This window comes from Actinomadura sp. NPDC047616, assembly GCF_040642915.1.
Taxonomy (GTDB): Bacteria; Actinomycetota; Actinomycetes; order Streptosporangiales; family Streptosporangiaceae; genus Spirillospora; species Spirillospora miaoliensis.
Genome location: NZ_JBEYTB010000011.1, coordinates 245,461 through 264,114 on the forward strand (window position 1 = coordinate 245,461; position 18,654 = coordinate 264,114).

Sequence of the window (18,654 nt, forward strand, 5' to 3'; positions counted from 1 at the left end):
TTCACGGCTAGGGTGTCAGCCCATGACGAGCGGATGGGACGCCGTGCCGAGCCCCTACGTGGAGCTTTCCCGGGAGCAGTGGCGGGCGCTGCGCGAGAACACCCCGCTGCCCCTCACCCCCGGCGAGCTGGACGCGCTGCGCGGCGTCCGGGACCCGATCGACATCACCGAGGTCGAGGAGGTCTACCTGCCGCTGTCCCGGCTGCTGAACCTGTTCTTCATGGCCGACGGGCGGCTGCGCGACACCGTCGGCGGGTTCCTGGGCGAGCCGGTGCGGCCCACCCCGTTCATCATCGGCGTGGCGGGCAGCGTGGCGGTGGGCAAGTCGACCACGTCGCGGCTGCTGCGGACGCTGCTGGCGCGCTGGCCCGAGCACCCCAGTGTGGAACTCGTCACGACCGACAGCTTCCTGTATCCCAACGCGGTGCTGACCGAACGCGGGCTGATGGACCGCAAGGGGTTCCCCGAGTCCTACGACCGGCGGGCGCTGGTGCGGTTCGTGTCGTCGATGAAGGCGGGCGCCGCCGAGCTGGACATCCCGGTGTACTCGCACCTGGAGTACGACATCCTGCCCGACGCCCGGCAGACCGTGCGGCGTCCCGACATCCTCATCGTGGAGGGCCTCAACGTGCTGCAGCCCTCCCCCGCCGGGACGCTCGCCGTCGCCGACTTCTTCGACTTCTCCATCTACGTGGACGCCCGCGTCGAGGACATCCAGCACTGGTTCGTGGAGCGGCTGTTCGCGCTGCGCCGCACCGCGTTCAGCGACCCCCGCTCGTACTTCCACCGGTACGCCCAACTGGACGAGGACGAGGCCGCCGCGTTCGCGCAGCGCGTGTGGCGCGACATCAACGAGATCAACCTGGTGTCCAACATCCTGCCGACCCGCGGCCGCGCCACGCTCGTCCTGCACAAGGCCCGCGACCACAGCGTGCAACGCGTCCGCCTGCGCCGCATCTGAGCCGCGCGCTTACTCAGCCCCGGCCACGGGCAACGTGCGCAGGCGGCCGACGGCCAGCACGCAGCCCACGACGGCGACCGCCGCCAGCAGCCCCAGCGCCACCGGAAGCCGCACGGTGGACGTCACCACCGACGCGTCGGTCAGCGCGTCGGTGACCGACATGGCCCACTGCTGGACCGACGCCGAACGCGCCCCCGGCGCCACGCTGCCCAGCAACGCCTCCCACACCAGCGCGTACAGCAGGCCGATCGTCACGGCGTTGCGGCTGAGCACGGCCAGCGCCACGAACAGCGAGGTGTAGGCGACACCGCCCGCCAGCACCCCCACGGTGAAGGCCACGGCGACCTGGGCGGTGACGCCGGTCAGCACCAGCCCGGCCAGCAGCGTCGGCAGCACCGCGAACGCCGTCACCAGCACGATCGCCACCGCCAGCTTGGTGAACACGATCACCCGCCGGGGGATCGGCTTGGTCAGCACGTACATGATCTGACCGTCGTCGATCTCGGGGCCGATCACGCCCGTGCCCGCGATCAGCGCCAGCAGCGGCAGCAGCGTGGCCAGCCCGAACCGCTGCAGCACGCCCACCGACACGTCCAGGTCGGCGACGTCGGCGGCGCGCAGCCCGACCGCCAGCGCCAGCAGCAGGAACGGCAGGGCCAGCAGCAACAGGGCGCGGCGCCGCCCCAGCATGGCGCGAAACGTGATCGCCGCAATCGTCGCGTTCATGGGGCCACCAGGTAGGAGAAGACGCTTTCGAGGGACTCGTCGGACGGGGAGACCTCCAGCAGGCGCACGCCCGCGTCCCGCGCCACCCGGGGCAGCAGCCAGGTGAAGCGCTGAAAGTCGACGGCCTCCACCTCCAGGCCCTGGTCGGTGAGGTTGACGCCGCGGGACGACCCGTCGGCGATGATCGCGGCGGCCAGCCGGCGGTCGTCGGCCGAGCGGACCAGGAAGCGGTGCGGCCGGTCGGTCATCAGCCGCCGGATCGCCCGGAAGTCGCCGGAGGCGGCGTGCCGGCCCGCCACGATCACCTCGATGTGCCCGGCCAGCCGCTCCACCTCCTCCAGGATGTGCGAGCTGAACAGGATGGTGCGGCCCTCGGCGGCCATGCCGCGGATCAGGTCCATCAGCTGCAGCCGCTGCCGCGGGTCCATGCCGTTGAACGGCTCGTCCAGCAGCAGCACGGGCGGGTCGTGCACCAGCGCGGAGGCCATCTTGATGCGCTGCTTCATGCCCTTGGAGTAGGTGCCGATGGCGCGCTCCTGCGCGTACTCCATCTCCACCAGGGCGATGGCGCGGCGCGCGGCGGCGGCCGGGTCGGGCAGCTTGTGCAGCTTGGCCATGGCGACGACGAACTGGCGGCCGGTGAGGAAGTCGTAGGCGGTCTCCCGTTCGGGCACCAGGCCCAGCGACCGGTAGACGCCCGGGTTCTGCCAGACGGGCTGCCCGTCCAGCTCGACCGTGCCGGACGAGGGCGCCAGGAAGCCGCCCATCATGTGGATCAGCGTGGACTTGCCCGCCCCGTTCGGCCCCAGCAGACCCGTCACGCCGGGGCCGATCGTCATCGAGACCCCGTTGACGGCGACGACGTTGCCGTACCAGCGGGACACGTTCTCCAGCCGAAGCTCGCTCACGAGAGACCCGCCTTCCGGAACCGCTGGTACAGGACGGGGACCGAGCCGGCCACCAGCACGACGCACAGCAGCAGCGCGACCAGGCCGCCGAACGGGCCGGGCGCCACCGCGACCGCCGACTGCTCCGCGCCCAGCAGCCGCACCTGCACGATGTCGACGAGGTTGAACGGCGTGAACAGCCCCATCCACCCGGCGAGGGCGAACTCGGTGCGCATCTCGGCCAGCCCCTGCAGGATCAGCACGAACGTGGCGCTGAGCATGTAAACCGCCACGACGGCCGCGACGCCGAAGCCGCGGCGCGGGGTGAACGCGGCGACCACCGTCCCGATCGCCGCCAGCACCAGCGCGAACAGCACGCAGCCGGCCAGCGCGGCCAGGTAGTCGGCCAGGTGCCGGGACGCGTGCGGCATCTTGTTGACCAGGCTGCCGACGTACATCAGCGTGACCGGCGCCGCCATCAGCCCGAACAGCGCGGTGGCCAGGGCCGCCAGCTTGGCCAGCACGAAGTCCAGGTGGTCCACGGGACGCGAGAAGTACAGCGGCACCACGCGGTGGCGCAGCTCCCGGGACGCCAGCACCGGCGCCTGCGTGGCCAGGAAGATCGCGATGATGACCTGCAGGCTGATCGCGTACTGCGCGTAGCGGATCGGCGGATCGGTCAGGTCGGCCAGCCCGACCGCGGCCACCGCGCCCACCGCGGGCAGCAGCATGATCGCGGCGAGCAGGAACGGCATGACCTTGGCGCGGGCCGGACGGCCGAGGCCGAAGGCGGCGCGCAGGTTGTGCACGTACAGCGAGCGCAGCACGTACGCGCGGCCCAGGCGGCGGCCCTCGTAGTGCCGGTACCCGATGTCGTGGATCATGCTGGTGCTCATCGGGGTCCTCCGTACGGGTACGCCCCGGGCTGGACCGGCGGGCCCGGCGGTCCCGGCGGGAGGCCGGGCGGGGCGCCGGGCGGCGGGGGCGCGGCGGCCTGCTGCGATCCGGCGGCGAAGACCTCCTCGATGCGGTGCCGGCGCTGCTCCAGCCGGATCAGCCGCAGGCCGAGGTCGGCGACGCCGTCGCGGATCAGGTCGTAGGTGGTCTCGCCGGCGATGTCGACGACCAGGGACCGGCCCTCGTCCCGCACCGTCAGTCCCGCCTCGGCCAGCAGCGCGCCGAGCCGGTCGCGGCCCTCGTCGACCTCGACGGTCAGCGATCCGCTGGCCGCGGTGTAGGCCTCGACGGCCTGGGAGCGCAGCAGCCGCCCCCCGTCGATGATCACGACGTGGTCGCAGATCCGCTCCAGCTCGCCCAGCAGGTGGGAGGTGACCAGCACGCTGATGCCGAACTCGGCGCCGATGCGCCGGATGAGGCCGAGCATCTCGTCGCGGCCGGCCGGGTCCAGTCCGTTGGTGGGCTCGTCCAGGAACAGCAGCTGCGGGTCGTGGACGAGGGCCTGCGCCAGCTTGACGCGCTGCCGCATGCCGGTGGAGTAGCCGCCGATGGGCCGGTACCGCTCCTCGTACAGGCCGACGTGCCGCAGCGTGTCGGCGGCGCGCTCACGGGCGGCGCTGGGCGGCAGCCCGCACATGCGCGCCATGTGCACGACGAACTCGGTGGCCGACACGTCGGGCGGCAGGCACTCGTACTCGGGCATGAACCCGACCCGCTCGCGGATGCGCGCGCCGTCGCGGGCGATGTCCAGGCCGAGCACGCTGGCCCGCCCGGCGGTGGGGCGCTGCAGGCCGAGCAGGATGCGGATGAGCGTCGACTTGCCGGCGCCGTTGGCGCCGACCAGCCCGACGACGCCGGGCTCCACGGCCACGGTGAGGTCGTCCAGGGCGGTCACCCGCGGGAAGCGCATCGTCAGTCCCTGCGTGGCGATGATCGGCATGCGTACGAACCTAGTGGCTCGCGCGGCGCGGCACGTCCCCCTCAGGTTCTACGTCCGGGCGCCCGCTCCCTCCTGCGGAGGACCACCGCCCACACCGCCCGCTGCACGACCAGGGTGACGGCTCCCGCGATGATCATGCCGGCGAGGTTGACGCCCAGCTGCAGGAGCGAGCCGCGGATCTCGTCCACGTGCCGGACGGCCAGCGCGACGGCGAGGTTGCCCGCTGCGGGCACGGTGGTGACCGAGATGAACACCCCGACCAGGGCGGACGACTTGGCGGCGGTCAGCGACAGCACCCCGGCGATCCCCGCCAGCAGCGCCACGATGAACGACCAGCGGTCGGGGCTGTAGATGAAGGCGGTCAGCGGGCGCGGCCGGTCCAGCATGCCCGGCTCGATGACGTGGATCCACAGGCTGACCTGCGCGCACACGTAGGTGACCACGATCGCGACGGCGAATCCGACGACCAGCGTGCGCAGCGCCGCCACGATCCGCGCGGGCTGCAGGAACACCAGGCCGTAGCTGATGGCGGCGACGGCGGCGAACTCGGGGCCGAGCACCATCGCGCCGATCACCAGGATGGGCGAGTCGATGAGCGCGGCGATGCCCGCCAGCTGCGTGGCCAGCGCCAGGAACGTCAGGAACGTCCAGGTCAGCCGGGAGTCGCCGGAGATCCGCTCCTCCAGCTCCTCCCACACCACCGCGTCGTCGCCGTAGCCGGGGGCGCGGGCCTCGGCGCGGTCGGCCACATCCGACAGCGACAGGTCGATCTGCTCGATCGCCATCGAGCCGTCCCGCTCGATGCCCAGGCGCTGCAGGCCCGCGATGACCTCGTTGGCCGCCTCGCGGGCGACGTCGCAGGTGACCAGGTCCCCCGCCGGGGACCGGGCGGCGCCCGGCAGCACCACCACGTTGGTCGCCCCGGGGTTGCCGGCCAGGGCCGCGCACACGGCGTCGGTGCGGTCCGCGGGGACGATCGCTCTCAGATGAAGCACGCACACATGGTGCCGCACCCGTCGCGGCGGAGGGCGCCCACCCGTAACCTCGGACCGTCAAATACCGGTAAATAGGTGCATAGCAAGTCAAAACTAGAAAGCGGTGGCGGAATGGCGTGGCGGCGGCGTCGGGGCGTGCGGCGGTCGGCGGCGGGACTGGCGTGTGCGCTGCTCGCGACGGTCGCGACGGGATGCGAGGCGGACGTCCGCGTGTCGGGGCCCTCCTCGTCGGCGCGGCCGTCCGGCGGAGCCTCGCGGCCCGCCGAGCGCAACGTCGCCCAGGCGCGCGACGACCTGGGCGCGCTGCGCGTCACGTCCCAGAGCGACGGGGACGGCTACTCGCGCGAACGGTTCGGCGGCCGATGGAAGGACACCGACCGCAACGGCTGCGACCAGCGCAACGACATCCTCGCCCGCGACCTGCGGCAGGTGCGCAAGCGCGACGACTGCGTCGTGACCTCCGGGCGGCTGCGCGACCCCTACAGCGGTCGGGACATCACCTTCGACCGGTCCAAGCCCGCCGAGGTGCAGATCGACCACGTCTACCCGCTGGCGCTGGCCTGGCGGATGGGCGCCTCCCGCTGGAGCGAGGACCGGCGCGAGCGGTTCGCCAACGACCCCGACAACCTCCTGGCGGTGTGGGGCGTGCCGAACCGGGAGAAGAGCGACTCGGGCCCCGCGGAGTGGAAGCCGGACGAGGCGTTCCGCTGCGAGTACGGCATCAGGTACGTCTCGGTCGCCCGCAAGTACTCCCTGCCGGTGACCCGCGCCGACCGCGACGCGCTGCGCGGCTTCCTCGACCGCTGTTAGGGCCGAGCCCGGCGCGGCGCGGGAACGGCGGCAATAGGGTGAACTCCATGAGCAGCGACCCCAACGAGCACACCGCCCCGTCCAACGGGCAGGCACCGAACGACGACGAGCACGCGCGGGAGGACAAGCCGCGCGTCCGCACCGAACGCGCCTTCGGGGCCCGCGCCACCGGCGCCGAGGTCACCGGCGCCTCGGCGACCGGCCTGACGCTGCGCGCCGGGAACGCCGTCGGGTCGCTGGCGCTGGGCTCGATGGTGCTGGGCGCCATCGCGATCGGCGCGGTCGCCATCGGCCGGCTGGCCGTCAAGCGGGCCGTCATCGAGCATCTCCAGGCGGGCACCGTGGAGATCAGGCACCTGAAGGTCGGCCGCCTGGACATCACCGACGGCTGACCCGCCGCGCGCGACGCGTCCGGTGCGCGAAACGTCCGGCGTGTCCGGCGTGTCCGGCGCGTCCGCGGCGCGCGCCATGAGAAAAGCCGCGTCCCCGGCCACCTTTTGAGGGCCGGGGACGCGAAGGCTCCGTCTTTCGAGGGCCCGGGTCAGCCCAGGGCCGTGCGGACGACGCCCGCCAGCCGTTCGGCGACCGCCTGCGCCTGTTCCTGCGAGGCCGCCTCGACCATCACCCGCACCATCGGCTCGGTGCCGCTCGGACGGATCAGCACCCGCCCGGTGTCGCCCAGCTCCGACTCGGCCTCGGCGATCGCCCCGGCCAGCTCCGGGGACGTCTTGGCCCGCGTCTTGTCCACACCCCGGACGTTGATCAGCACCTGCGGCAGCCGCGTCATCACCTTGGCCAGCTCGTCCAGCGAGACGCCGCGCCGCGCCATCGCCGCCAGCAGGTGCAGCCCGGTCAGCACGCCGTCGCCGGTGGTGGCGTGGTGGCGCATGATCACGTGGCCGGACTGCTCGCCGCCCAGCGTGTAGCCGCCCTCCTTCATCGCCTCCAGCACGTACCGGTCGCCGACCGCCGTCTCCACGACGGTGATCCCGGCCTCCCGCATGGCCAGCCGGAAGCCCAGGTTGGACATGACCGTGGCGACCACCGTGTCGGCGGCCAGCAGCCCGGCCTCACGCTGCTCCAGCGCCAGGATCGCCATGATCTGGTCGCCGTCGACCTCCTCACCGGACGCGGTGACGGCCAGGCAGCGGTCGGCGTCGCCGTCGTTGGCGATCCCGGCGTCGGCGCCGTGCTCCAGCACCGCCGCGCGCAGCGCGTCCAGATGGGTGGAGCCGCAGCCGGAGTTGATGTTCAGCCCGTCCGGCGCCACCCCGATGGTGATCACCTCCGCGCCGGCGCGGCGCAGCGCCTCCGGCGCCACCTCCCAGGACGCGCCGTGCGCGCAGTCCACCACCACGCGCAGCCCGGCCAGCGACACCGGCAGGGTGGAGATCAGGTGCGCGACGTAGTGCTCGACGGTGCCGTGCGCCTCGCGGACGCGGCCGACGCCCGCGCCGGTCGGCGGCTCCCACGCCAGCCCGAGGCTGCCCTCGATGCGGTCCTCGATCTCGTCGGGCAGTTTGTGGCCGCTGCGGTCGAAGAACTTGATCCCGTTGTCGGGAGCGGGGTTGTGCGAAGCCGACAGCATCACGCCCAGGTCGGCGGTGAGCGCGTGGGTCAGGTGGGCGACCGCCGGCGTCGGCAGCACCCCCAGCCGCAGCACGTCCACGCCAGCGCTGGCCAGCCCGGCCACCACCGCGGCCTCCAGGAACTCGCCCGAGGCCCGCGGATCGCGCCCGACCACGGCCACCGGACGGTGCCCGGTGAAGGCGCCGGCCTCGCCGAGGACCCGCGCCGCGGCGACGGACAGGTCCATGGCCAGCGGGGCGGTCAGATCGCGGTTGGCGAGCCCGCGTACGCCATCGGTCCCGAAGAGACGACCCACAGTTTCCACTCCCGATGAGAAAGAAGACCGCGCGGCCCGCGACCGGGGGCCGCACCCCGTCGCTCCGCGCGGTCAAATGTAGTGCGCCGGCCCGCCCACGGCAGCCGCTCCGCCACCTTCAAGATCGTCGCGTCGCGATCCGGCGGCGCGGGCACGGGCGGGACGGACGACCCGGAAACGCGGACGAGCCGCCGCCCCCGCGCGGCCGGGCGACCCGGTGCCTCCGGGTCGCGCACCGGACCTCGTGCGCGGGGTGCGACGGCTCGCACCGTTGACGATCAGCGCTTGCTGTACTGCGGCGCCTTGCGGGCCTTCTTCAGACCGGCCTTCTTGCGCTCGATCACCCGCGCGTCGCGGGTCAGGAAGCCGGCCTTCTTCAGCGCCGGACGGTGGTCGGGGTTGGCCACCTGCAGCGCCCGGGAGATGCCGAGGCGCAGCGCGCCCGCCTGTCCGGTGACGCCGCCGCCGTTGACGCGGGCCAGCACGTCGAACTGCCCGTCCAGGCCGAGCAGCACGAACGGCTCGTTCACGATCTGCTGGTGCACCTTGTTCGGGAAGTACTGGTCGAGGGTCCGACCGTTGATCTTCCAGGTGCCGTTGCCGGGGACGATCCGCACCCGCGCGATGGCCTGCTTGCGGCGGCCGGTGCCGGCGGCCGGGCCGGTCGCCACCGGCTGACCGAGGTAGCCGGTCTCGACGGCCTGCGGCGTCTCGGTGCTGTACTCCGACGGGGCTTCCTCGTCGTAGGAGTCGTACTCGACGCCCTCGGCGGGCGTCTCCATGCCGGTGGACTCGTCCACGGATTCTCCAAGGGTCTTCTGGCCAGGGCGGCGGGCCCGGTCGGTCTTCGGGTGCCCCGGCGGCCACGGAAATGGTTTCGGCGACCGACCGGCGGAGCCGCGCGCGTGGCCGGCATCCACCGTGTTGGGTGTGCGTCACCGTCCGGCGGACGCCGGACGGCCGGGGGTCACTGCTCGATCTGCGTGATCTCGAACGGGATCGGCTTCTGCGCCTGGTGCGGGTGCTCGGGGCCGCGGTACACCTTGACCTTGCCGAACATCTTCCGGCCGAGCGAGTTCTTGGGCAGCATGCCCTTGATCGCCTTCTCGACCGCGCGCTCGGGGTGCTTGTCCAGCAGGTCGCTGTAGGCGATCGAGCGCAGCCCGCCCGGGTAACCGGAGTGCCGGTAGGCGCGCTTCTGCTCGCGCTTGCTGCCCGTCAGCGCGACCTTGTCGGCGTTCACGACGATGACGAAGTCACCGGTGTCCAGGTGCGGCGCGTAGATCGGCTTGTGCTTACCCCGAAGCAGCTGCGCGACCTGACTGGCGAGCCGACCCAGCACGACATCGGTCGCATCGATGACGTACCACTGACGCTCGACGTCAGTGGGCTTAGGGGTGTACGTGCGCACGGTCGTAGACCTTCGTTTCCTCGTCGACTTCTAGCGGTTGCGATCGCCCGCCATGGAAGACGGACGCAAGCAAAGACACAACGAACCCGCAGAATATCGAGCCTCGCGGGCACGGGTCAAAGCGGGAACGTCGTGCAGCCCCGCCACCCTCCAGTATGCCCTACGCGCGAAGGTGTCTCGACCGTTTCGGCCGCACGGACGGCGTCGACAGGCCCCGCGCGGCCGGGCTTCGGGACGCCTTCCCAGGGGGCCGCGGAGGCCCGTGTCGATCACCCTACCCGGCGTGAACAGGTAAAATCTGCCCGCTTTAGGAAGACTTGTCCGTTTTTATGGGGCTAAGGTGCCGTGCCACTGGTACGTCCCGCCGGCACCGCCGGCCCGACCCAGGGAGCCCCCGCTGAACACTCCCCGCTCAACAGAAAAGGCAAGCACCCCTCACACCCCCAAGCACCGCCGGAAGGGCGGACGCACCCGGGGCATGAAGTTCGCGGTCGTCACCGCGTCGCTCACCGCCTCGGCGCTCGCCGTCGGCACGGGCTTCGCGCTCGACCGCGCCGCCCTGCCCGGCCTGGACGCCGAGCCGGCCAGCGCGTCGAGCAACTTCACGCCGTCCCCCCAGTCCGGGCGGCAGCAGAACCCCTCGCCCGACCAGTGGCAGGGAAGGTGGAACCGCGACACGCCGTCGCTCAAGCGGATGCACGGCGACTGGCCCAAGCACACCTGGTCGCCCAAGCCGCAACCGTCCTCCTCGCCGGACGACGACAGCAGCACGCCCCCGTCCGGTTCCGGCTCGGACTCCTCCGGCTCCGGCTCGGACTCGGATTCGCATTCCCACTGGGGCTGGGACTGGGGCAAGGGTTCGGGTTCCGGCTCGGGCTCTGACACCGGCTCGGGCTCTGGCTCCGGTTCCGGTTCTGACACCGGCTCGGGCTCCAGCTCCGGTTCTGGCTCCGGCTCCGGTTCCGACACCGGGGCGGGCTCCGGCTCGGGGTCTGACACCGGCTCGGGTTCTGGTTCTGACACCGGTTCCGGCTCCGGTTCCGGCTCAGGCTCGGACTCGGGCTCGGACTCGGGCTCGGACTCGGGCTCGGACTCCGGTTCGGACTCGGGCTCCGGTTCGGACTCGGGTTCGGACTCGGGCAAGTCCACCAGCGAGGAGTCCGCCGTGGTGAAGCTCACCAACGAGGAGCGGGCCAAGGCGGGCTGCAGCGCGCTCAAGGTGGACGACCGGCTGGTCACCGCCGCGCGCAAGCACTCGGAGGACATGGCGGCGAAGAACTACTTCTCCCACAACTCCCAGAACGGCGACGACCCGTTCGACCGCATGAAGGCGGCCGGATACCCCGACCCGGCGGCCGAGAACATCGCCATGGGGTACTCCTCCCCCGACGCGGTCATGAAGGGCTGGATGAACAGCGACGGGCACCGGCGCAACATCCTCGACTGCAACCTGCGCACCATCGGTGTCGGCGTGGCCAAGAGCGACCGCGGCCTGTACTGGACGCAGGACTTCGGCCGGTAGCAGTCACCCTTCGTCCGCCCGCCGGACGACCTTCCGCAAACCGGCGGCGTCCGGTTCCGCCCCATGTCAAGGTGGGTGATCCGAAGGTCCCGAGCACTTCCCGAAGATCCAGAGTCACAGCGAAGGAACGGTAAGGTCCAAGCCATGGGTTATCCGGGCGATCAAGGCAAAACCGGCGGCTGGCCTTCCGAGCAGCCACCGTCCGCGCCGTACGGTCCCGCACCGGAACGGCCCGAGGAGGCTCCGCACGGAGGGCCCTCCTTGGGGGACCCGTGGGAGGAGAGGCCGCGGCACGCCGCGGCGTCCGCCCACGAAGGACCGTCCGGCACCCAGGCGGTCACGCCGTCCTTCGGCCAGGCTCCGGACGGCCCGGGAGGGCACGGCGCCCCGGGAGAGACCCAGACCTACGACTCGGGCTACGGACAGGGCTTCGGGCAGGGTTACGGCCCGGAGTTCGGGCAGGCGCCGGGACCGGGTCCGAACGGCGAGTTCGCCGACTTCGGCCCCGGTCCCGGCGGGCCCGGCGCCGGCGGGCCGGACGGCCCCGAACCGCCCGACGGGACCGACGGGCAGGAGGCGCCACGGCAGCGCCGGCCCAACCTCGCGCTGATCATCGGCGGCGCGGCCGCCGCCGGGCTGCTGCTGGTCGGCGGCGGCTTCGTGGTGTCCTCGATGCTGGAGGACGACGGCGGCGCCAAGCCCGCCACCGCCTCGGCCACGCCGACGCAGGCCGCCCCGTCGCCGACCCCGTCCCCCACGGTCCCGGCGCTGGAGCCGGTCAAGCTCAAGAGCCGCACCACCGACCCCACCCCGCTGACGCTCAAGGAGATCTTCGGCAAGCGCTCCTTCAAGGCGGGCGGGATGAAGTACAGCCGGGTGGCCTGGCACTCCAAGCGCGGCTGCACCGGCACGGTGGCCGGGACGGCGCTGGTCAACGCGCTGCGCAAGGGCGGCTGCTCGCAGGCGCTGCGCGCCACCTACGTGCGCGGCGACGGCGCGCTCATCGGCTCGGTCGGCGTGTTCAACCTGCGGACCGAGACCGCCGCCAAGACCGCCGTCAAGGCCGCCGGCGCCAAGAGCGCCGCGCTGCGGCCGCTGCCCGGCCCGGGCATCACCAAGAACATCGGCAAGGGCGAGGCGCTCGGCACCGTCGAGGCGCGCGGCCACTACCTGGTCATCACCTGGATCCAGCGCCCCGACGGCAAGAAGATCCCGGAGGCGTCCTACAAGGCCGTCACCACGTTCGGACGCCAGGTCATCAAGGGCAGCAACCTCAGCTTCGCGCTGGCCTACCGGGAGACCGAGGGGAAACCCTTCGGAAACTGAATACCCTCACTTCTTATGTCTGGACCTAACGAGACCAGGGACTCCGCCGAGGAGCCGGGGGCGTCCTCCGGCCCCGCCTCCGAGGCGCCGCCCAGTTTCGGCAACGCGGGCCCCGCCAACGACGAGCCCGCCGGCGGCGAGCCCGCCGGACCGTCCGCGCAGACCTCCCCGGAAACTTCCGAGGAAGCTCCCGCCGACAAGCCCGACACCGTCGGGCTGCCCCCGTTCATGCTCCAGCGTCCCTGGTGGGCCACCGACGAGGACGACGACCCGGAGCACAAGCCGCAGACCGCGCCCGACGCCGGCGCCGAGAGCGGGCGTGACGAGCAGCCCGCGCCCGAGGCCGAACCCACGAAGGTCGAAGCCGAGACGCCCGAGCCGTCCGAGCGCCCCGTTGGGACCGGTCCACTCCCGGCTCCGACGCCGGGCACGCTGGTGGCGGGCGTCGGTGTGCCGAGCGTGGACACGCGCGGCGCCGTCCCCGTCCGGCCGCTCGTCCCGCCGTCCACGCCGCCCGCCGCCGACACCGACCCCGACGGCATCCCCGTCGTCCGTCTCGACGACGACTCCGCGACGGACGCGAGGCCGGCGGACGCCAGGCCCGCCGACGTCGACCAGCCGGGCGACAAGCCCGCCGGCACCGAGCCGTCGGCCGGCAAGCCCGCGGACACCGAGCCGTCAGACGACGACACCGCGCCGCTCCCCCGAACCGAGATCCCGCCCCCGCCGGCGCCCGCACCCGGCCCTGCCGCACCCGCCGACCAGCCCACGGTGGCCACGCCGCTGTACCGCTCCGAGAGCCCGGTGCCGTTCGGCGGCCCCGAGTACAACGGGCCGACGCAGTCGTTCCCCGCCGCCCACGGCGCCACCGCCGCGCCCGCGCCGGGCGGGAAGACCCGCGGCAACCGCAAGGGCCTGCTGGCCGCCGGTGGCGTCGCGGGCGCGCTCGTCATCGCCGCAGGCGCGTACGTCCTGATCGGTGCCGGGTCTGGCGACGACCGCGAGGCGACCCCGGCCGGACGCACGCCCGCGTCCGCCCAGCAGCCGCCGGCGCCCACGCCCACGCGGGCCACCACGGTTCCCGCCCCGTCCCTGCCGCCGCAGGCGAGCATCAACAGCGCCAAGACCGACCCCAAGCCGCTGGCACTGGTCGAGGCGTTCCCCGCCAACAACGTCACCCTGGGCGGCCGCTCCTACGTACGGGACAGGGCGTCGGTCAACCACAAGTGCGCCCTGACCGCGCGCGGCGCGATGGCACAGGCCCTGCAGCGCGAAGGCTGCACCAGCGTCGTCCGCGTCACGTTCCTGGACAAGGAGCGGTCGGTGGCCGTCACGTCCGGCATCGCCGTGCTGCCCGACCGCGACGCCGCGCTGAGGGCGAGCCGTGCCGGTGACCCGAGCAAGTACGAATGGTTTCGCGGCATGGCGGGCTCGCGCACCAAGGACATCGACCGCGCGGGCGGATACGCCGCCAGCACGGTGCGCGGCCGCTACATCGTCTACTCGTACGCCCAGTACGCCAACGGCAGGCGCCCCCAGCCCGGGGACGCGCTGCAGAACGTGGCGCGGCAGTTCATCGACTACGGCGTACGTCCCGTCGACGCACGCGCCAAGCAACGCCCGTGACGGCGCCGGGGGCGGCTAGGAAACGCCCGCCGAGGACGACTCGTTCGCGTCGGCGCCCTCACCGGCCGTCTCCCCCGAGCCGCCGTTGCCGGTCGTGGCACCGTTGCCGCCGGTGGCGTTGAGGGTGCGGACGCGCCGGGTCTCCTGGGCGCGCCGCGCCAGGCCGTCGTCGTCCGGGTACCGGATCTCCTCAAGGGACAGCCCGTGCGCGGGCGCGACGTTCACCGCGGAGTCGCGCACCCCGGCCGCCAGCACCTGGGCGGGCCACTCGATGTCACGACGCCCGTCGCCGACCATCAGCAGCGCCCCCACCAGGGCGCGCACCATGGAGTGGCAGAAGGCGTCCGCCTCGACCGTGGCCACCGCGATGTGGCGTTCTTCGCGTGCCCACTCGTACCGGAGCAGCCGCCGGATGGTCGTGGCGCCCTCCCGCCTGCGGCAGTACGCGGCGAAATCGTGCTCGCCCACCAGTCCGGCGGCGGCGGCGTTCATCCGGTCCAGGTTCAGCGGACGCGGGTGCCACAGCACGTCGCGGCGGCGCAGCGGCTCCACGCCCACCGGGTCGTCGCACACGCGGTACTCGTAGCGACGCGACAGCGCCGAGAACCGCGCGTCGAAGCTGTCGGGCGCCGGGGCGATGCGCCGGACGCGCACGTCCGGCGGCAGCACGCCCGCGAGCCGGCGCGGCAGCGTGCCGTTGATGGCGGAGTAGGCGGCGCTCGGGACGACGACGTGGGCGACCTGGCCGCGCGCGTGCACTCCCGCGTCCGTGCGGCCGGCGACGGTCAGCACCGGGGCCGGGTCCAGGCGCAGCACGCGCGCCAGAGCGTCCTCGATCACGCCCTGCACGGTCCGCTGCCCCGGTTGACGGGCCCAGCCCGCGAACTCGCCCCCGTCGTAGCTGATGTCGAGGCGGAGCCGTACCAATGCGGTCATGTCAGGAAAGCTGCCCTTCTCCAACGTCGTTGCTCCATCTCCCTGTGGGCCGCCGCTCTCCTGACCTGACCATAGATCCAGTCTGGCAAAGATCGGGCCCGCCGTCCCGTAGCGGGACGGCGGGCCCCGGTGGTGTCGATCGAAATCGTCACCGACGTGGTTCAGGGACGGCCTACTTGGCGTCGCCCTCGTCGTCCTTGGCCTCGGCCTTCGCCTCGTCCGCGGACTCCGCCGCCTCGGCCTCGCCCTTGGTGAGGTCGGTCTTCTCCTCGGCCTCCTCCGCCGGAGCGGCGGTCTCGGCGGCCGGGGCGGTGCCGGTGGACGCCGCCAGCGGCTCCTGCACCAGCTCGATCACGGCCATCGGCGCGTTGTCGCCGCGACGCGGGCCGATCTTGGTGATCCGGGTGTAGCCGCCGGGACGGTTCTCGTAGCGCGGAGCGATCTCGGTGAACAGCTCGTGCACCACGCTCTTGTCCCGGATGACGCGCAGCACCTGCCGGCGGTTGTGCAGGTCACCGCGCTTGGCCTTGGTGATCAGCTTCTCCGCCAGCGGACGCACCCGCCGGGCCTTGGCCTCGGTGGTGGTGATGCGCCCGTGCTCGAACAGCTGGGTGGCCAGGTTGGCCAGGATCAGCCGCTGGTGCGCGGGGCCGCCGCCGAGGCGAGCGCCCTTGGTGGGCTTGGGCATCGCGTGTCCTTCCTGCGCCGGCCGTATCAGGTACCGGCGTCAGTCGCCCGCCGTCGTGACGCACGCGGCGGGATCATCGTGTCGGTTACTCGTTGTTCACGGGACGCGGGTCCGCCCGGGCGGGCGGACCCGCGTCCCACCCCGTCGCGACGGGGGTCGTTCGCGGATCAGTACTGCTCGGTCTCGGCGTAGCTGGTGTCGTCGTCGCCGTAGTTGTCCGCGGCCGCGCTCGGGTCGAATCCGGGCGGGGAGTCCTTCAGCGACAGGCCCATGTCGGCCAGCTTCTGCTTGACCTCCTCGATGGACTTGGCGCCGAAGTTGCGGATGTCGAGCAGGTCCTGCTCGCTGCGGGCGACCAGCTCGCCGACCGAGTGGATGCCCTCGCGCTTGAGGCAGTTGTAGGAGCGGACCGTGAGGTTCAGCTCCTCGATCGGCAGCGCGAGGTCGGCGGCCAGGGCCGCGTCGGTCGGGGACGGGCCCATGTCGATGCCCTCGGCCTCGACGTTGAGCTCGCGGGCCAGCCCGAACAGCTCGACCAGGGTCTTGCCGGCCGAGGCCACCGCGTCGCGCGGCAGCATGGCCTGCTTGGTCTCCACGTCCAGGATGAGCCGGTCGAAGTCGGTGCGCTGCTCGACTCGGGTCGCCTCGACCTTGTAGGTGACCTTCAGGACGGGCGAGTAGATCGAGTCGATCGGGATCCGGCCGATCTCCTGGCCCGGCTGCTTGTTCTGGGCCGCCGAGACGTAGCCGCGGCCGCGCTCGACCGTCAGCTCCATCTCCAGCTTGGCCTTGTTGTTCAGCGTGGCGATGTGCAGGTCGGGGTTGTGCACCTCGACCCCCGCCGGCGGCGCGATGTCGGCCGCGGTCACCTCACCCGGGCCCTGCTTGCGCAGGTACATCACCACCGGCTCGTCGTGCTCGGAGGAGACGACGAGCTCCTTGAGGTTAAGGATGATGTCGGTGACGTCCTCCTTGACCCCCGGGACGGTGGAGAACTCGTGCAGCACGCCCTCGATGCGGATGCTGGTGACGGCGGCGCCGGGGATCGAGGACAGCAGGGTGCGGCGCAGCGAGTTGCCGATGGTGTAGCCGAAGCCCGGCTCCAGCGGCTCGATGGTGAACCGCGACCGGTACTCGTCGACCTGCTCCTCGGTGAGGGTGGGACGCTGAGCGATGAGCATGATGGAACCTTCTTTCCGCGGTGCCCGCTATTTGACGACCGCGATGGAGTTGTACCCCGTTTGTCCGGATTCGCGCCGAGCCTGCGGGCCCGGCGCGAATCCGGGGTGAGCCCTTACTTGGAGTAGAGCTCGACGATCAGCTGCTCCTGGACGGGAGCGTCGATCTGCTGGCGGACCGGCAGCGAGTGCACGAAGATCCGCATCCGGCCGTCGGTCTGCACCCCCAGCCAGGCCGGAACCTGGCGCTCGCCGGCCTCGGCGCGGGCGACCTCGAACGGGGCCATCGGCAGCGACTTCTGCCGGACCTCGACGATGTCGGCCTCGCTGACCTGGTACGAGGGGATGTTGACCTTCTTGCCGTTGACCAGGAAGTGACCGTGGCGGATCATCTGCCGGGCCATGTCCCGGGACTTGGCGAAGCCCGCCCGGAACACCACGTTGTCGAGGCGGCGCTCCAGCAGGCGCAGCAGGTTCTCACCCGTCTTGCCGCCCTGCCGGTTGGCCTCGACGTAGTAGTTACCGAACTGCCGCTCCAGCACGCCGTAGATGCGCTTGGCCTTCTGCTTCTCGCGCAGCTGGAGCAGGTACTCGGTCTCCTTGGGACGGCCCCGGCCGTGCTCACCCGGCGGGTAGGGCCGGATCTCGATCGGGCACTTGGGGCCCTCGCACTTGCTGCCCTTGAGGAACAGCTTCATCTTCTCGCGCCGGCAGAGCTTGCAGTCGGCGCCGGTGTAACGAGCCATCTCTCCTGATCTCCTCTACCGGCTCAGACGCGGCGGCGCTTGGGCGGCCGGCAGCCGTTGTGCGGAACGGGCGTGACGTCCTGGATCGAGCCCACCTCCAGGCCGGTGGCCTGCAGCGACCGGATGGCGGTCTCACGACCCGAACCCGGGCCCTTGACGAACACGTCCACCTTGCGCATGCCGTGCTCCATGGCGCGGCGGGCGGCGGCCTCGGCCGCCTGCTGGGCGGCGTACGGGGTCGACTTGCGCGAACCCTTGAAGCCCACGTGGCCCGAGGAGGCCCAGGAGATCACGTTCCCGTTCGGGTCGGTGATCGAAACGATGGTGTTGTTGAACGTGCTCTTGATGTGCGCGTGACCGTGCGCGACGTTCTTCTTCTCCTTGCGGCGCACCTTCTTGGCGCCGGCTCGGCTCTTGGGAGGCATCTGCTCTCTCTACTCCTGAGGTCATCGACCCGGACTCCCGGCCCGGCGAGGGGACGGGGACCCGGACGGCTGTTACTTCTTGCCGGCCTTCTTCTTCCCGGCCACGGTCTTCTTCTTGCCCTTGCGGGTGCGCGCGTTGGTCTGCGTGCGCTGGCCGTGCACGGGCAGTCCGCGGCGGTGCCGGATGCCCTGGTAGCACCCGATCTCGATCTTCCGGCGGATGTCGGCCTGGATCTCCCGGCGCAGGTCGCCTTCGATCTTGTAGTTGGCCTCGATCCAGTCGCGCAGCTTGACCAGTTCCTCGTCGCCGAGCTGGTGGACGCGCAGGTCCGGGTTGATCTCGGTGGCGCGCAGGGTCTCCTGCGCGCGCGTCCGGCCGATGCCGAAGATGTAGGTGAGAGCGATCTCCACGCGCTTGTCGCGCGGGAGGTCGACGCCCAACAGGCGTGCCATCTCGGGCAGTTCCCTTCATGTAGCGGAGGTGTCGACGCATCGCGGCCCGCTCACACCCTGCCCGGGTGGCGGCCCCGGCCTCCGTCCGGGGGTGGGTCCCTTCACACGACCATGCCGTACGACCCTCCAGGGAGCTCCCAGGGGGAGCGTCCCGGCGAGACGTACGGCGTGGAGTGTGAAGG

The 18,654-nt window shown here is 72.1% G+C and carries 20 protein-coding genes; 6 read left to right on the forward strand and 14 right to left on the reverse strand.

Going from position 1 to position 18,654, the window contains the following annotated elements; translation table 11 throughout:
- Positions 1 to 22 precede the first annotated feature (22 nt).
- Positions 23 to 961 (forward strand): type I pantothenate kinase, encoded by a 939-nt coding sequence (gene coaA, locus ABZ801_RS26065; RefSeq protein WP_344947660.1) that lies wholly within the window; start codon positions 23 to 25, stop codon positions 959 to 961.
- Positions 962 to 970: 9 nt separating this feature from the next.
- Here coaA and ABZ801_RS26070 read toward each other — a convergent pair whose 3' ends face one another.
- Genes ABZ801_RS26070 through ABZ801_RS26090 form a run of 5 tightly spaced genes read right to left on the reverse strand, consistent with a single transcriptional unit; the run spans position 971 to position 5,466 of the window.
- Positions 971 to 1,687: an ABC transporter permease subunit gene (locus ABZ801_RS26070; protein ID WP_360702383.1), complete on the reverse strand. Its 717-nt coding sequence runs from the start codon at positions 1,685 to 1,687 to the stop codon at positions 971 to 973.
- A complete protein-coding gene (locus ABZ801_RS26075) occupies positions 1,684 to 2,595 on the reverse strand; it encodes an ABC transporter ATP-binding protein (RefSeq protein ID WP_360702386.1) in 912 nt (303 codons plus the stop codon). The genes ABZ801_RS26070 and ABZ801_RS26075 overlap by 4 nt, the downstream gene beginning before the upstream one ends.
- Positions 2,592 to 3,470, reverse strand: coding sequence for an ABC transporter permease (locus ABZ801_RS26080; RefSeq protein ID WP_360702391.1), 879 nt, complete (start codon positions 3,468 to 3,470; stop codon positions 2,592 to 2,594). The genes ABZ801_RS26075 and ABZ801_RS26080 overlap by 4 nt, the downstream gene beginning before the upstream one ends.
- A complete protein-coding gene (locus tag ABZ801_RS26085; RefSeq protein WP_360702393.1) occupies positions 3,467 to 4,471 on the reverse strand; it encodes an ABC transporter ATP-binding protein in 1,005 nt (334 codons plus the stop codon). The genes ABZ801_RS26080 and ABZ801_RS26085 overlap by 4 nt, the downstream gene beginning before the upstream one ends.
- A gap of 41 nt (positions 4,472 to 4,512) precedes the next feature.
- Positions 4,513 to 5,466 (reverse strand): DUF389 domain-containing protein, encoded by a 954-nt coding sequence (locus tag ABZ801_RS26090; protein ID WP_344947647.1) that lies wholly within the window; start codon positions 5,464 to 5,466, stop codon positions 4,513 to 4,515.
- Positions 5,467 to 5,577: 111 nt separating this feature from the next.
- On the opposite strand from ABZ801_RS26090, the gene ABZ801_RS26095 reads away from it, so the two are divergent.
- Positions 5,578 to 6,276 (forward strand): HNH endonuclease family protein, encoded by a 699-nt coding sequence (locus ABZ801_RS26095; RefSeq protein ID WP_360702396.1) that lies wholly within the window; start codon positions 5,578 to 5,580, stop codon positions 6,274 to 6,276.
- A gap of 47 nt (positions 6,277 to 6,323) precedes the next feature.
- Complete coding sequence (locus ABZ801_RS26100) at positions 6,324 to 6,668, forward strand: hypothetical protein (RefSeq protein WP_344947641.1); 345 nt, start codon at positions 6,324 to 6,326, stop codon at positions 6,666 to 6,668.
- Between the two features lie 149 nt (positions 6,669 to 6,817).
- Here the strand turns inward: ABZ801_RS26100 and glmM are convergent, their stop codons facing one another.
- The 3 genes from glmM to rplM all read right to left on the reverse strand — a co-directional run bounded on the left by glmM (position 6,818) and on the right by rplM (position 9,572).
- A complete protein-coding gene (gene glmM, locus ABZ801_RS26105; protein ID WP_360702399.1) occupies positions 6,818 to 8,161 on the reverse strand; it encodes a phosphoglucosamine mutase in 1,344 nt (447 codons plus the stop codon).
- Positions 8,162 to 8,439: 278 nt separating this feature from the next.
- The gene (gene rpsI / locus ABZ801_RS26110; RefSeq protein WP_344947634.1) at positions 8,440 to 8,961 is read right to left on the reverse strand and encodes a 30S ribosomal protein S9; all 522 of its coding nucleotides are present in this window, start codon (positions 8,959 to 8,961) and stop codon (positions 8,440 to 8,442) included.
- Positions 8,962 to 9,128: 167 nt separating this feature from the next.
- Positions 9,129 to 9,572, reverse strand: coding sequence for a 50S ribosomal protein L13 (gene rplM / locus ABZ801_RS26115; protein WP_360702403.1), 444 nt, complete (start codon positions 9,570 to 9,572; stop codon positions 9,129 to 9,131).
- A 478-nt stretch (positions 9,573 to 10,050) separates the two neighbouring features.
- Between rplM and ABZ801_RS26120 the strand changes: the two genes are divergently transcribed.
- The 3 genes from ABZ801_RS26120 (at position 10,051) to ABZ801_RS26130 (ending at position 14,046) form a co-directional block, all read left to right on the forward strand.
- Complete coding sequence (locus ABZ801_RS26120) at positions 10,051 to 11,094, forward strand: CAP domain-containing protein (RefSeq protein ID WP_360702405.1); 1,044 nt, start codon at positions 10,051 to 10,053, stop codon at positions 11,092 to 11,094.
- Between the two features lie 261 nt (positions 11,095 to 11,355).
- Positions 11,356 to 12,420 carry a hypothetical protein gene (locus ABZ801_RS26125; protein WP_360702408.1) on the forward strand — a complete coding sequence of 355 codons (1,065 nt, stop codon included), beginning with the start codon at positions 11,356 to 11,358 and terminating at the stop codon, positions 12,418 to 12,420.
- Positions 12,421 to 12,435: 15 nt separating this feature from the next.
- Positions 12,436 to 14,046 carry a hypothetical protein gene (locus ABZ801_RS26130; RefSeq protein WP_360702411.1) on the forward strand — a complete coding sequence of 537 codons (1,611 nt, stop codon included), beginning with the start codon at positions 12,436 to 12,438 and terminating at the stop codon, positions 14,044 to 14,046.
- A gap of 15 nt (positions 14,047 to 14,061) precedes the next feature.
- Here the strand turns inward: ABZ801_RS26130 and truA are convergent, their stop codons facing one another.
- From truA to rpsM, 6 genes are all read right to left on the reverse strand, one after another.
- Positions 14,062 to 14,982 (reverse strand): tRNA pseudouridine(38-40) synthase TruA, encoded by a 921-nt coding sequence (gene truA / locus ABZ801_RS26135; RefSeq protein WP_360702413.1) that lies wholly within the window; start codon positions 14,980 to 14,982, stop codon positions 14,062 to 14,064.
- A 172-nt stretch (positions 14,983 to 15,154) separates the two neighbouring features.
- Complete coding sequence (rplQ, locus tag ABZ801_RS26140) at positions 15,155 to 15,670, reverse strand: 50S ribosomal protein L17 (protein ID WP_344947616.1); 516 nt, start codon at positions 15,668 to 15,670, stop codon at positions 15,155 to 15,157.
- Between the two features lie 167 nt (positions 15,671 to 15,837).
- Positions 15,838 to 16,851, reverse strand: a complete 1,014-nt coding sequence (locus ABZ801_RS26145; protein WP_344947613.1) for a DNA-directed RNA polymerase subunit alpha — start codon at positions 16,849 to 16,851, stop codon at positions 15,838 to 15,840.
- A 113-nt stretch (positions 16,852 to 16,964) separates the two neighbouring features.
- Complete coding sequence (rpsD, locus tag ABZ801_RS26150; protein ID WP_360702417.1) at positions 16,965 to 17,594, reverse strand: 30S ribosomal protein S4; 630 nt, start codon at positions 17,592 to 17,594, stop codon at positions 16,965 to 16,967.
- Positions 17,595 to 17,617: 23 nt separating this feature from the next.
- Entirely contained in the window at positions 17,618 to 18,019 is a 402-nt protein-coding gene (gene rpsK / locus ABZ801_RS26155; protein ID WP_067912217.1) for a 30S ribosomal protein S11, read from the reverse strand.
- A gap of 72 nt (positions 18,020 to 18,091) precedes the next feature.
- On the reverse strand, positions 18,092 to 18,472 hold the full coding sequence (rpsM, locus tag ABZ801_RS26160; RefSeq protein ID WP_344947607.1) for a 30S ribosomal protein S13: 381 nt from the start codon (positions 18,470 to 18,472) through the stop codon (positions 18,092 to 18,094).
- Positions 18,473 to 18,654 lie beyond the last annotated feature (182 nt).

Excerpts from the sequence above, each read along its gene's own strand:
- rpsD (WP_360702417.1), bottom strand. The coding sequence starts at position 17,594 with ATGGCTCGTTACACCGGCGCCGACTGCAAGCTCTGCCGGCGCGAGAAG.
- ABZ801_RS26085 (WP_360702393.1), bottom strand. The coding sequence starts at position 4,471 with ATGCCGATCATCGCCACGCAGGGACTGACGATGCGCTTCCCGCGGGTG.
- rpsK (WP_067912217.1), bottom strand. The coding sequence starts at position 18,019 with ATGCCTCCCAAGAGCCGAGCCGGCGCCAAGAAGGTGCGCCGCAAGGAG.
- ABZ801_RS26100 (WP_344947641.1), top strand. The coding sequence starts at position 6,324 with ATGAGCAGCGACCCCAACGAGCACACCGCCCCGTCCAACGGGCAGGCA.
- ABZ801_RS26080 (WP_360702391.1), bottom strand. The coding sequence starts at position 3,470 with ATGAGCACCAGCATGATCCACGACATCGGGTACCGGCACTACGAGGGC.
- rpsM (WP_344947607.1), bottom strand. The coding sequence starts at position 18,472 with ATGGCACGCCTGTTGGGCGTCGACCTCCCGCGCGACAAGCGCGTGGAG.
- ABZ801_RS26120 (WP_360702405.1), top strand. The coding sequence starts at position 10,051 with ATGAAGTTCGCGGTCGTCACCGCGTCGCTCACCGCCTCGGCGCTCGCC.
- ABZ801_RS26095 (WP_360702396.1), top strand. The coding sequence starts at position 5,578 with ATGGCGTGGCGGCGGCGTCGGGGCGTGCGGCGGTCGGCGGCGGGACTG.
- ABZ801_RS26145 (WP_344947613.1), bottom strand. The coding sequence starts at position 16,851 with ATGCTCATCGCTCAGCGTCCCACCCTCACCGAGGAGCAGGTCGACGAG.
- rplQ (WP_344947616.1), bottom strand. The coding sequence starts at position 15,670 with ATGCCCAAGCCCACCAAGGGCGCTCGCCTCGGCGGCGGCCCCGCGCAC.
- coaA (WP_344947660.1), top strand. The coding sequence starts at position 23 with ATGACGAGCGGATGGGACGCCGTGCCGAGCCCCTACGTGGAGCTTTCC.
- truA (WP_360702413.1), bottom strand. The coding sequence starts at position 14,982 with ATGACCGCATTGGTACGGCTCCGCCTCGACATCAGCTACGACGGGGGC.
- ABZ801_RS26070 (WP_360702383.1), bottom strand. The coding sequence starts at position 1,687 with ATGAACGCGACGATTGCGGCGATCACGTTTCGCGCCATGCTGGGGCGG.
- ABZ801_RS26130 (WP_360702411.1), top strand. The coding sequence starts at position 12,436 with ATGTCTGGACCTAACGAGACCAGGGACTCCGCCGAGGAGCCGGGGGCG.